The sequence below is a fragment of the Pseudomonas sp. F-14 TE3482 genome (assembly GCF_053629455.1).
In genome coordinates, this window is sequence record NZ_JBRJII010000001.1 from 1,893,710 (window position 1) to 1,905,888 (window position 12,179).

13 protein-coding genes are annotated in these 12,179 nt (G+C 57.7%); 4 read left to right on the forward strand and 9 right to left on the reverse strand.

Features of this window, described 5'->3' with window-relative positions; translation table 11 throughout:
- Window positions 1-10: 10 nt before the first annotated feature.
- Entirely contained in the window at window positions 11-655 is a 645-nt protein-coding gene (gene crp / locus AB7M26_RS08405) for a cAMP-activated global transcriptional regulator CRP (RefSeq protein ID WP_123497427.1), read from the reverse strand.
- A 249-nt stretch (window positions 656-904) separates the two neighbouring features.
- Between crp and AB7M26_RS08410 the strand changes: the two genes are divergently transcribed.
- On the forward strand, window positions 905-1,327 hold the full coding sequence (locus tag AB7M26_RS08410; RefSeq protein WP_007941657.1) for an OsmC family protein: 423 nt from the start codon (window positions 905-907) through the stop codon (window positions 1,325-1,327).
- A gap of 194 nt (window positions 1,328-1,521) precedes the next feature.
- On the opposite strand, the gene coq7 is transcribed toward AB7M26_RS08410, so the two are convergent.
- The 6 genes from coq7 to hemJ all read right to left on the reverse strand — a co-directional run bounded on the left by coq7 (window position 1,522) and on the right by hemJ (window position 6,106).
- Window positions 1,522-2,169 (reverse strand): 2-polyprenyl-3-methyl-6-methoxy-1,4-benzoquinone monooxygenase, encoded by a 648-nt coding sequence (gene coq7, locus AB7M26_RS08415; protein WP_008008345.1) that lies wholly within the window; start codon window positions 2,167-2,169, stop codon window positions 1,522-1,524.
- 185 nt (window positions 2,170-2,354) lie between these two features.
- Window positions 2,355-2,693 (reverse strand): histidine triad nucleotide-binding protein, encoded by a 339-nt coding sequence (locus AB7M26_RS08420; RefSeq protein ID WP_008147240.1) that lies wholly within the window; start codon window positions 2,691-2,693, stop codon window positions 2,355-2,357.
- Between the two features lie 81 nt (window positions 2,694-2,774).
- The gene (locus AB7M26_RS08425) at window positions 2,775-3,563 is read right to left on the reverse strand and encodes an SDR family NAD(P)-dependent oxidoreductase (protein ID WP_123497429.1); all 789 of its coding nucleotides are present in this window, start codon (window positions 3,561-3,563) and stop codon (window positions 2,775-2,777) included.
- Window positions 3,564-3,625: 62 nt separating this feature from the next.
- Window positions 3,626-4,603 (reverse strand): DUF805 domain-containing protein, encoded by a 978-nt coding sequence (locus tag AB7M26_RS08430; RefSeq protein WP_123497431.1) that lies wholly within the window; start codon window positions 4,601-4,603, stop codon window positions 3,626-3,628.
- Window positions 4,604-4,672: 69 nt separating this feature from the next.
- The gene (locus AB7M26_RS08435; protein ID WP_123497434.1) at window positions 4,673-5,641 is read right to left on the reverse strand and encodes an NAD(P)H-dependent flavin oxidoreductase; all 969 of its coding nucleotides are present in this window, start codon (window positions 5,639-5,641) and stop codon (window positions 4,673-4,675) included.
- A gap of 33 nt (window positions 5,642-5,674) precedes the next feature.
- The gene (gene hemJ, locus AB7M26_RS08440; protein WP_007906869.1) at window positions 5,675-6,106 is read right to left on the reverse strand and encodes a protoporphyrinogen oxidase HemJ; all 432 of its coding nucleotides are present in this window, start codon (window positions 6,104-6,106) and stop codon (window positions 5,675-5,677) included.
- 135 nt (window positions 6,107-6,241) lie between these two features.
- Between hemJ and argC the strand changes: the two genes are divergently transcribed.
- Window positions 6,242-7,276 carry an N-acetyl-gamma-glutamyl-phosphate reductase gene (gene argC / locus AB7M26_RS08445; protein ID WP_008008353.1) on the forward strand — a complete coding sequence of 345 codons (1,035 nt, stop codon included), beginning with the start codon at window positions 6,242-6,244 and terminating at the stop codon, window positions 7,274-7,276.
- A 167-nt stretch (window positions 7,277-7,443) separates the two neighbouring features.
- Window positions 7,444-7,794, forward strand: coding sequence for an iron-sulfur cluster insertion protein ErpA (erpA, locus tag AB7M26_RS08450; protein WP_007906865.1), 351 nt, complete (start codon window positions 7,444-7,446; stop codon window positions 7,792-7,794).
- A gap of 71 nt (window positions 7,795-7,865) precedes the next feature.
- On the opposite strand, the gene AB7M26_RS08455 is transcribed toward erpA, so the two are convergent.
- Window positions 7,866-8,957: an anhydro-N-acetylmuramic acid kinase gene (locus tag AB7M26_RS08455; protein ID WP_123497436.1), complete on the reverse strand. Its 1,092-nt coding sequence runs from the start codon at window positions 8,955-8,957 to the stop codon at window positions 7,866-7,868.
- 3 nt (window positions 8,958-8,960) lie between these two features.
- A complete protein-coding gene (locus AB7M26_RS08460; protein WP_123497438.1) occupies window positions 8,961-10,391 on the reverse strand; it encodes a peptidoglycan DD-metalloendopeptidase family protein in 1,431 nt (476 codons plus the stop codon).
- A 210-nt stretch (window positions 10,392-10,601) separates the two neighbouring features.
- Here AB7M26_RS08460 and tyrS point away from each other — a divergent pair, with 210 nt between their 5' ends.
- Window positions 10,602-11,801 carry a tyrosine--tRNA ligase gene (gene tyrS / locus AB7M26_RS08465; RefSeq protein WP_123497440.1) on the forward strand — a complete coding sequence of 400 codons (1,200 nt, stop codon included), beginning with the start codon at window positions 10,602-10,604 and terminating at the stop codon, window positions 11,799-11,801.
- The last annotated feature ends 378 nt before the right edge of the window (window positions 11,802-12,179 follow it).

Sequence of the window (12,179 nt, forward strand, 5' to 3'; positions counted from 1 at the left end):
GTTTTCGAGCTTAGCGCGTACCGAAGACCACCATGGTCTTGCCCTTGACGTCGACCAGATTGCGCTCCTCCAGATCCTTGAGCACGCGGCCGACCATCTCGCGGGAACAACCGACAATCCGGCCGATTTCCTGACGGGTCACTTTGATCTGCATGCCGTCCGGGTGAGTCATGGCGTCAGGCTGCTTGCACAGCTCCAGCAGACAGCGTGCAACGCGACCGGTCACGTCGAAGAATGCCAAGTCACCGACCTTGCGCGTGGTATTGCGCAGGCGCTGTGCGATTTGTCCGCTGAGCACGTAAAGAATGTCTGGATCCTGTTGGGACAGCTCGCGGAATTTCGCGTAGCTGATTTCCGCGACGTCGCATTCGACCTTGGCCCGCACCCAAGCGCTGCGTTCCTGTTCCAGGCCTGCTTGCTCAAACAGACCCAGCTCGCCGAAAAAGTCCCCGGAGTTGAGGTAGGCAATGATCATTTCACGGCCGTCGTCATCCTCAATCAGAATGGTGACCGAACCTTTGATGATGAAAAACAGCGTGTCCGAGCGGTCACCGGCACAAATGATGTTGCTCTTGGCGGCATAGCGACGGCGCTGGCAGTGCATCAACAGTTTGTCGAGGTTCTTGATTTTGGGTGTGGGGGTAATAGCAACCATGGTTGTATCCCGAAAAGACTGCACGGTGTGTTTGTTTTTTATAGGCGCTGGCGAAGCCTGCGATCCTTTTTATTCGCTGCGAAGCTGGCTATGCGCCACTGATTTGGCGCCAGCTTAACAGACACATTCCTTCAAGATTCGAGAATTTACCTACGACGCAGATGGTTATGTCCTAGGAAGGCGAAGCGCTGCCAATCAAGGGCCCTGTGCTAAGCTGGCGACCCTTTTTTAGACAGTGGAGTCTTGGCGATGAAGGCACGCATCCAATGGGCTGGCGAAGCCATGTTCCTCGGCGAATCCGGCAGCGGTCATGTCGTGGTCATGGACGGACCGCCCGATGCCGGCGGTCGTAACCTGGGTGTCCGGCCGATGGAAATGCTCCTGCTGGGTGTTGGCGGCTGCAGCAATTTTGATGTGGTCAGCATCCTCAAGAAGTCCCGTCAGGCCGTCGAAAGCTGCGAAGCCTTCCTCGAAGCCGAGCGTGCGACCGAAGATCCGAAGGTTTTCACCAAAATCCACATGCACTTCGTGGTCAAGGGCCGCGGGCTGAAAGAAGCCCAGGTCAAGCGTGCCATCGAGCTGTCGGCCGAGAAATATTGCTCGGCCTCGATCATGCTCGGCGCGGCTGGCGTGGCGATTACCCACGACTACGAAATCATCGAGCTTGGTTGAATCGACATTCAACCATCACAAAAGCGGTGCAGACTCAGGTGATGCAAACTTTTTACGCGCGCAGCATGCTGAACTAAGAGACACCGAGTACAAAAAAGGCGACTACATTGGGTAGTCGCCTTTTTTATTACCGAAACGCGGTCCCTGTGGGAGCGGGCTTGCCCGCGATAGGGACGTCGCGGGCACTGCAATACTTAGATTCGATAAGTACTCTTCGTCATCACCTTGGCCAACAAGCTCATGCCGAACTTCACCGGTGCAGGAAAACGAAACCCCCCGGCATCCAGCGCACTTTCGGCGTGGTGTTCTTCATCAATGCGCATCTGCTCGAGGATCGCCCGGGATTTTTCATCCTCGGCAGGCAGTTGCTCAAGGTGTTCATTCAGGTGTTTGCAGACCTGATGCTCGGTGGCAGCAACGAAACCCAGGCTGACTTTGTCGCTGATCAACCCGGCGACCGCGCCAATACCGAACGACATGCCGTAGAACAGCGGATTGAGGATGCTGGTATGGCTGCCCAACTGATGAATGCGTTGTTCGCACCACACCAGATGGTCGATTTCTTCTTCGGCTGCGTGCTCCATGGCGGCGCGCACTTTCGGCAGCTTGGCGGTCAGGGCCTGGCCTTGATACAGCGCCTGGGCACAGACTTCGCCGGTATGGTTAATGCGCATCAAGCCGGCGACGTGTCGGGTGTCCTCGTCGCTCATTTGCGCATCCGGCTGCACGATGGCAGGCGACGGACGGTAGGGCTGACCACTGAAGGGCAGCAAAGTACGCATCGCGGCATCGGCTTGCAGCAGAAGACGGTCAATTGGCGAGTAGTGACGTTGGGTAGTCATGCTGACCTCCGGGAAGAATCTCGGCGGCCAGTTTAACTCAATCGGCCGGGGGAGGGTTTGCGCTGGGTCATTTCCGGTGGGAGCGACACCAATCCTGTAGGAGCGAGGCTTGCCCGCGAAGCTTTTGGCGCACTTGAGGACGCCTTCGCGGGCAAGCCTCGCTCCTGCAGGGGGAGATTGGTGAATCAGCCCGGCGGCCAGTGCATCTGGCGCTGACCCAATACATGCATATGTATGTGATAGACGGTCTGCCCACCTAGTGGATTGCAATTCATGACCACGCGGAAGCCCTCTTCGCAACCCAGTTCCAAGGCCAGACGCTGGGCAGTGAACAGAATATGCCCAGCCAATGCCTTGTCGTCCTCGGTCAGGTCGTTAAGCGTGCGCACCGCTTTTTTCGGGATCACCAGAAAATGCACCGGTGCCTGTGGCGCGATGTCGTGGAAGGCCAGTACCTGGTCGTCCTCGTAAATGATCTTCGCCGGGATTTCCCGGTTGATGATCTTGGTGAACAGAGTATCCACAGCTGTTTTCTCCGTTGTTTGGGCTGGCCTGAGTGTAACCATGGGTCAGGTCAGAGCCCAGTCTTTTGCCTTGAGGATTGATCAGCGCGGGCAATAGGCTTTGTTGACCATGCCCGCGATTGTCCGGGTCAGCCAGCGTGAGCCGAGCCGCGGCAGGAACGCGAACCAGCGATTCAGGCGACCGGGAATAATAATGGCGCGATTTTTCGCCAGCGCGCGCACGGTATAGAGCGCGACTTCTTCTGGACTCATCAGCAGTTTGCTCTCGACCAGTTTGTCGGTGTCCAGTTGCGCGGTGCGGAAAAACGCCGTGCGGGTCGGGCCGGGGCAGAGTACCGACACCTTGACCGCGCATTTCTTCAGTTCGACCCGTAAACCTTCGGAAAAATGCAGCACGTAAGCCTTGCTGGCGTAGTAAGTGCTCATCCAGGGGCCGGGATGGAACGCCGCGACCGAGGCGACGTTCAGGATCTGCCCGCCGCCCTGCAAGGCCATGCTGTTCCCAATGGCATGGCACAAGCGAGTGAGGGCCAGGATATTCACTTCGATCAAGTCTTGTTCGGTCATCCAGTCCTGGGCCAGGAATGGGCCGCAGGTACCGATGCCGGCACAGTTGACCAGTAAATCGATCTGCCGGTCGCCTTCCTCCAGTTCCAGCAAAAAACCGGACAGCCTCAGCGGCTCGCCCAGGTCACAGGCACGAAACAGCACCTCCACACCAAAACGTTGAGTCAGTTCAATCGCAATGCTTTCCAGCTGATCACGCTGTCGGGCCACCAGAATCAGGTTGCGGCCGCGCCGGGCCAGCGCTTCGGCCATCGCCAGGCCGATGCCGCTGGAAGCGCCAGTGATCAGAGCGTAACGGGTCATGCAGTTCTCCATCGCAACAGCTCCGCGCCGGCGACGCAGGTGTCACGAGCGGGGAGCGCTGTTCATTCTTTCGCAGAGTCTACAGTGGGCTCGGCTGCTTCGGCTGCATCATCGGATGAATTTGGCGCTTGTTCGGCCTCATCGGCCGGCTCGACTTCAACTTCGTCGGGGATCACCGCGCTGCTTTGATAGGTGCTGTCGGTGGCGCTTTCGTACTCATCCTGGATCGCGGTGAGGCCTCCAGTCAGCCCGCCCACAAACATGATTGCGATAAACACCAGCCACAGCGAAGCCAGCACCCTGACCGCGTTGCTATTGGGCGGTGGTGGTGCGCCATATCGGTTGGCCGTGTTGTTACCCGGCACGATCATTATGACAAACGGAAAAATGCTGCCCACGACCGGTACAAGGTTCAGCAGCCAAAGCCAGCCGGACCAGCCGATATCGTGCAGGCGCTGCACACTGAACTGGATGCTGATGAAGGCGAGCACCACGACCAGGATAAAGGCCAGCAGGCCAGCGAGAATCAAGCCGGCAGTTGAGTCTGTGCTAATGAGCGCGAAGCCGAAAATAGCCAACACGGAGCCAACGCCAAGCGTCACCAGCGTAAGAGCCATCGTCCAGGCCAGAAAGCGCAAGCGACCGATGCGGCCAACGAAACTGAAGGCCTTGAGTGCAGAAAACTCCGGCATTGCTTCACCGACAGAGGCGCGGGGCGGTGCATAGGGAGAATCGGGATCTGCCGTGACAGGTTGGCTGTTGGCAGGAGCGTGTTCGTGAACGTCGGACAGGTTCAACTCGATCGAGGGTTCTGTCTCGATTCGGGCATCGATCCCGGTTTTCGTCAGCGCCTGAAGGTAAGTCTGCGCATCGGCGTGGGACAGGTCGCGTTTGAGCGCAACCTGCCGGCCACTGAACAGGCGATCGATGGCCGCGACGTCGCTTTTGAACAGCTCGGCGAGGTTGAGCTTCGCGGTGGTGACGTCCACACCTGGCAGCAGAGCGCCATCGAAGACGATCTTGAAACGGTTTTCGCTCATGGCCGGGCATCCTTGTCGCAAGAGTTTGTAATAGACGGTGTTGCAGCTATGAAGTGTAAGGCCCGCCTGTCAGCGCGGCCAGCGCTTGGGCAACGCCGCCGCCAGTTCCAGCGCTTTGCGGTATTCGGCATCGAGACGTGCGACCAGTTGATCGACACTCGGCAGGTCCTCGATTTCTCCGACGCCCTGGCCTGCGGACCACACGGTTTTCCAGGCTTTGGCTTCATCGTTCAATGGCTTGAGCTTGGAGCCGAAGTCCACCTCGCCCTTGCCTTGCAGAGCTGCCATGTCGAAACCGGCGGCCTCAAGGCTCCGGCGCATGAAACTCGCCGGTACTCCCGACACCGCTGGAGTATGGACGATGTCTGCGGCTCTGGAAGTCAGGAGCATCTCCTTATACGCGTCAGGCGCATGACTTTCCGTGGTGCCGATAAATCGTGTACCGAAGTAGGCCAGATCCGCGCCGAGCAATTGTGCGGCAAGAATTTCATGGCCATGGTTCAGGCAGCCGGCCAGCAGTAAGGTCTTGTCGAAAAACTGGCGAATCTCGGCGATCAGCGAAAACGGGCTCCAGGTCCCGGCGTGACCACCGGCGCCCGCAGCCACGGCGATCAAGCCGTCCACACCGGCCTCGGCGGCTTTTTCTGCGTGGCGCCGGGTCGTCACGTCGTGAAACACCAGGCCGCCATAGCTGTGCACGGCGTCGACCAGTTCTTTCACGGCACCGAGGCTAGTGATCACGATCGGTACTTTGTGCTCGATGCAGATCGCCAGATCCGCCTGCAATCGCGGATTGCTGTTGTGGACGATCAGATTCACTGCATAAGGCGCGGGGTTTTCCAGTATCGCCAGTCCTGCTTCGATTTCTTCCAGCCAGGCCTTGAAACCGCTGCTCTCACGTTGGTTCAGCGCAGGAAAGCTGCCCACCACGCCATTGCGGCAGCAGGCGAGCACCAGCTCAGGATTTGAAATCAGAAACATCGGCGCTGCTACAACGGGCAGACGCAAACGTTGTTCGAGCAAAGCGGGCAGCGACATTGGAAGTACCCCGGGTGAAGATTGCTTGTTGGATTAAAACGGCCGAACGACGACCAGAATTACGATAGCCAGCAATATCAGAACCGGCACTTCATTGAACCAGCGATAAAAGACATGGCTGCGGGTGTTTTCGCCACGGGCAAAACGTTTTACCTGTGCGCCGCACATGTGGTGGTAGCCGATCAGAATCACCACCAGGGTCAATTTGGCATGCATCCATGCACCTTGGGTGAAGTAGGCGCTTGGGTTGAGACTGATCAGCCAGATGCCGAACACCAGGGTGGCGATCATCGCCGGGCCCATGATGCCCCGGTACAGCTTGCGCTCCATGATACTGAAGCGTTCCTTGCTGACGGTGTCTTCGCTTTGGGCGTGATAGACGAACAGGCGCGGCAGGTAAAACAGGCCGGCAAACCAGCAGACCATGCTGACGATATGAAGCGCTTTGAGCCACAGATAAAGCATTTTTAGTTGTTCCCAGGTTCACGGTAGCGAAGATAGTAGGGGGTAGAGCGTCCGCACGTCACCTTGACGGTTGTCGCAGGGCCGCGCGGCCCCTATTATCGACGGCTTTCCAGTGGGTTCGTTGAGGGCAGGTTTATGGTCAAGGTCGGTATCGTCGGCGGCACGGGTTACACCGGTGTCGAACTGCTGCGTCTGTTGGCACAGCATCCGCAAGCTGAAGTGGTAGTGATCACTTCCCGATCCGAGGCCGGCCTGGCCGTGGCCGACATGTACCCGAACCTGCGAGGCCATTACGACGGCTTGGCTTTCAGCGTTCCGGACATCAAGACCCTCGGGGCCTGCGACGTGGTGTTCTTCGCCACGCCGCACGGTGTCGCCCATGCCTTGGCGGGTGAGTTGCTGGCTGCCGGGACCAAAGTCATTGACCTGTCGGCAGACTTCCGTCTGCAAGACGCCGATGAGTGGGCCAAATGGTACGGTCAGCCGCACGGCGCGCCGGAACTGTTGGAGGAGGCGGTTTACGGCTTGCCGGAAGTCAATCGTGAACAAATCAAGCAAGCGCGCCTGATCGCTGTGCCGGGTTGCTACCCGACTGCCACGCAATTGGGTTTCCTGCCTTTGCTCGAAGCGGGTCTGGCGGATACTTCGCGGTTGATCGCAGACTGCAAATCCGGCGTCAGCGGTGCCGGTCGTGGCGCTTCTGTAGGTTCGCTGTACTCCGAGACGTCGGAAAGCATGAAGGCTTACGCCGTCAAAGGGCACCGTCACTTACCGGAAATCCGCCAGGGCCTGCGTCGCGCAGCGGGCAAGGACGTGGGGCTGACCTTCGTTCCGCACCTGACGCCGATGATTCGCGGTATTCACTCGACGCTCTACGCGACGGTTGTGGATCGCTCGGTGGATCTGCAAGCGTTGTTCGAAAAGCGCTATGCCAACGAACCGTTCGTCGACGTGATGCCTGCCGGCAGCCATCCGGAAACCCGCAGCGTGCGCGGTGCCAACGTTTGCCGTATTGCCGTGCACCGTCCGCAGGATGGTGATCTGGTGGTGGTGTTGTCGGTGATCGACAATCTGGTCAAAGGCGCGTCGGGTCAGGCGGTGCAGAACCTGAATATCCTGTTCGGCCTTGATGAGCGCTTGGGTCTGTCCCATGCGGGCATGCTGCCGTAAGGCTTATCCCACTCAGCAAAAAGGCCCGTCGAACGGGCCTTTTTGCATTTTGGCCTGACAATTGGATTGATTGATATACCGTAACAATAGTTGACCGATTTTCTGGGAGAAGCGGATAATGCGCGTCATCACGCATTATGGCGGCGTAGCGCCGGGAGATAGTCAGCATGAGCGTCGAATCCTTCACCCCCACGGCTTTGCAATTCACCCACGGTGCCGCGCACAAGGTGAAGAGCCTGGTCGATGAAGAGGGGAATGATCGCTTGAAGCTGCGCGTATTCGTTACGGGCGGCGGTTGTTCAGGGTTTCAATACGGCTTCACCTTCGATGAAGAAGTGGCCGATGACGACACCATCGTCGAGCGCGAAGGCGTCAGTCTGGTAGTCGATCCGATGAGCTTCCAGTACTTGGCTGGTGCCGAAGTGGATTACCAGGAAGGTCTGGAAGGTTCGCGTTTCGTGATCAAGAATCCGAACGCTACCACCACCTGTGGCTGTGGCTCTTCGTTCTCGATCTGATCGCACCCCACCGCATTACCAGGCGCCGCAGAGTCTCAGGACTTTGCGGCGTTTTGCTGTCTGGGGTTTCCTCAGGCGGGGTAGATGGCGCCGAGTACGCGCAGGCCGCGGGCACCGGTGACACTCGGACGGTTGGCCGCGATACCTTCCAGGCAGCAATGAGCCAACCAGGCGAAGGCCATGGCTTCGACCCAGTCCGGGTCTACACCATACGCAGCGGTGCTGCTGACTTTCGCATTCGGCAACAGGCTGGCCAGGCGCTTCATCAGCGTGGCGTTGTGCGCGCCGCCCCCACAAACCAGCAGCTCACGTGTATCCGATTGGGCGCTTTGCAATGACTCGATAATGGTCAGCGCAGTCAGCTCAAGCAGCGTGGCCTGTACGTCTTCGGCAGCGAAGGTCGGTAGCTGCGACAGATGTTGCATCAGCCATGGGAGATTGAATACTTCGCGGCCGGTGCTCTTCGGGCCTTGGGTCACAAAGAATGGATCACTGAGCAGCTCGTTCAGCAGGATAGGTTCAACCTTGCCGCTGGCGGCCCATTGACCGTCACGATCAAAGTTATCGCCCCGTTGTTGGTGAATCCAGGCATCCAGCAGGACGTTCCCGGGGCCGCAGTCAAACCCGGCAACAGGCTTGCCGGGTTCGATCAGGCTGAGGTTGCTGAACCCGCCGACGTTCAATACCGCGCGGTTGCCAGGCCGTTCTTCAAACAGGGCTTCGTGAAAGGCTGGAACCAGTGGCGCGCCTTGTCCGCCAGCGGCTACATCGCGGCTGCGGAAATCGCTGACGACGGTGATGCCGGTCAGCTCGGTGAGTAAGGCGGGGTTACCGATTTGCACCGTAAACCCGCGCGCCGGCTCGTGGCGAATGGTCTGGCCGTGGCTGCCAATCGCGCGAATGTCGTCGGGTTTCAGATTTTGTTGGTCGAGGAGGGTGTGAATGCCCTGAGCGGCCAGTTTCACCCAGTTCTGCTGGGCAATGGCGGAGCGGGCAATCTCGTCCGGCCCGCTGGCGCACAAGCCAAGCAGCTCGGCGCGCAGGGAATCAGGCATAGGGATGTAATGGGTGGCGATCAGCTTGATCGCCGGGGTTTGCTCGATCAACGCAATGTCCAGGCCATCAAGGCTGGTCCCGGACATCACACCTATATAGAGCGCCATGGCTTAGCGTTTACTCGAAGCCAGCTGGGTGGTTTTCTCTTGATCCATGCGCGCCATCAGCGGTTGGCTTTGCGCGAGGAAGCGTGAGCGTTCAGCTTTGGAGATCGGATCGGCCATCGCCACCTTCTGACCCAGCGGGTCGACGTGCACGCCATTGACCTGGAACTCGTAGTGCAAGTGCGGGCCGGTGGAGAGGCCGGTGGTGCCGATGTAGCCGATCACCTGACCTTGCTTGACGCTGCCGCCAGTCTTGATGCCTTTGGCAAAGCCCTGCATATGGCCGTATAGCGTGCGATAGGTATTGCCGTGCTGGATGATCACGGTGTTGCCGTAACCGCCGCGACGACCTGCCAACAATACTTTGCCGTCGCCGGCAGCCTTGATCGGCGTACCGCGTGGTGCCGCGTAATCGACACCCTTGTGGGCGCGGATTTTGTTCAGAATCGGGTGCTTGCGGCCCATGGAGAATTTCGAGCTGATGCGGGCGAAGTCTACCGGGGTACGGATAAACGCCTTGCGCATGCTGTTGCCGTCAGCCGTGTAGTAGCTGCTGTTGCCTTGTTTGTTGGTGTAGCGCACCGCAGTGTAAGTCTTGCCGCGGTTGGTGAAGCGTGCGGAGAGGATCGGGCCGTTGCCGACAGCTTTACCGTTGACGACCTTCTGTTCATAGATCACATCAAACTCGTCACCTTGGCGAATATCCTGGGCAAAGTCGACGTCATAGCCAAACACGCTGGCCATATCCATGGTGAGGCTGTGGGACAAACCGGCTCGGGCGGCAGATTGCGACAGCGAACTGTTGATCACGCCATGAACGTAGGCGGAGCGAACGGTGGGCTTGGCGGTAATGCGATTGAACGTATAACCCTTGTCATTCTTGGTCAGGCTGATGCTTTCCGTGTCGCTGACTTTGCTGTGCAAATTGGTCAGCTGGCCATCAGGGTTCAGTTCGAACTCAAGCTTCTGGCCATGTTTGAGTTGGCTGAACTGCTTGGCCTGCTTGTCGCCGGCCAGTACTTCATGCACCGAAGTGGCCGGAAGGCCGACTTTCTCGAACAAAGTCGAGAGAGTGTCACCTTTACTGACGATCACTTCTTTATGGCCTGGTGCCTTCTTCTCTTCGACGACTGGCGCGGGAGCAGGGGCGGGGGCGGCCTGGGCAGTTTCCTGAGTCTCTTCGGCGCTGTTTTCGATCTGCGCGAAGGGGGAGGCTGCCGGCTCATTTGTGGCTTGGACGGTGTCGGCGGCGTCTTGATCTTGTGTCAGTTGTTCTGCAGGGCTTTCCAGTTCAAGACTCAGGGTCGTCTTTTTGGCTTCAACATCACTGGAAGGGAATACCAGAAGCGCCAGGCTGAGAAGGGCGGCGATGCCACTTGCTGCGAGCAGGTGGGTCTTCGGGTAAAGCGGCGGCGCTTTAGACGGTTCTGTGGTCATAGGTAATTTTGACTTTGAAAAGATGAATTGGAAAAGATGAATGACATGATGAAGACGAAATAACTGTATAAAATATAACCAAATCATCTCTGAAGCAAGTCTGCGAGCGCTCTGTCCGTGGATTGGCATCCGCGCGCCGGGCAAAACTTGTATTTGGTGCGCGATCTTGTATGGTTGTTCCCCTTTGAATCTGAGCCTTGCGGGTCTGTTATGAAGTCGGTTGAAGAGCAGCTAGCGCTGATCAAACGTGGTGCAGAAGAACTGTTGGTCGAGTCCGAGCTGATCGAGAAACTCAAGCGTGGCCAGCCGCTGCGTATTAAGGCAGGCTTCGATCCGACCGCGCCGGATTTGCACCTGGGTCACACCGTGCTTATTAATAAGCTGCGCCAGTTCCAGGATCTGGGGCACCAGGTGATCTTCCTTATAGGTGATTTCACCGGGATGATCGGTGATCCAAGCGGCAAGAGCGCGACACGTCCTCCGCTCACCCGTGAGCAGGTTCTCGAGAATGCCGAGACCTACAAGACTCAAGTCTTCAAGATTCTTGATCCGGCCAAGACCGAAGTGGCGTTCAACTCCACCTGGATGGATCAGATGGGGCCAGCCGACTTCATTCGTCTGACTTCGCAATACACCGTGGCTCGCATGCTTGAGCGCGACGATTTCGACAAGCGCTACACTACCAATCAGCCAATCGCCATTCACGAATTCCTCTATCCGCTGGTTCAGGGTTATGACTCGGTCGCTTTGCGTGCGGATGTCGAGCTGGGTGGTACCGATCAGAAGTTCAACCTGCTGATGGGGCGTGAGCTGCAACGTAGTTATGGTCAGGAGGCTCAGTGCATTCTGACAATGCCATTGCTCGAAGGTCTGGATGGCGTGAAGAAGATGTCCAAGTCGTTGGGCAACTATGTCGGTATCCAGGAAGCTCCGGGTGTCATGTATGGCAAGCTGGTCTCTATTCCGGATGCGCTGATGTGGCGTTACTTCGAGTTGCTCAGCTTTCGCTCCATGGAAGAGATCAATGCTTTTCGGCTTGACGTCGAAGCAGGCGCGAATCCGCGTGATATCAAAATCAAGCTGGCCGAAGAGATCGTTGCGCGTTTCCATGGTGAAGAGGCTGCGGCCAATGCTCACCGTGCGGCGGGGAACCGTATGAAAGACGGTGAGCTGCCGGATGATCTGCCAGAGATCGAGCTGACCGCTGTCGAGGATATGCCGATTGCTGCTGTTCTTAATAAAGCGGGCCTGGTGAAGAACTCCGCTGTGGCGCGCGACCTTCTGGGTTCTGGTGGTGTGCGTATAGATGGTGAGGTTGTTGATCGCACCTTTATATACGTACTGGGCGCGACCCATGTTTGCCAGGCCGGGAAGAAGGCATTTGCGCGTATTACGCTCAAATCCGAATAAAGCTGAAATCAGGGGTTGACGGCAGATTCTGGACGTCTATAATTCGCCCCACTTCCGGCGCAGTCGAAACGGAAAACTCCTTGGTAAACAATGAGTTATGCAGTTTTCGGCAGCGGTTACGCTTCAGTTCATCGAAGCCAGAAGGAGTTGAAAGAGCGGTGTTGTTTGGCTCTTTTGACGGTTCGATCATCTCGGTCGAAAGCGGAGAAAAAGAGGTGTTGACAGCAGCGAGTAACGCTGTAGAATTCGCCTCCCGCTAGCGAGAGATCGGAAGCGCAAGTGGTTGAAGTTGTTGAAGATTCCCAAGCGAAACTTTGAAAACTTCTGAAAATAACCGCTTGACAGTAACAGAGGCTGCTGTAGAATGCGCGCCTCGGT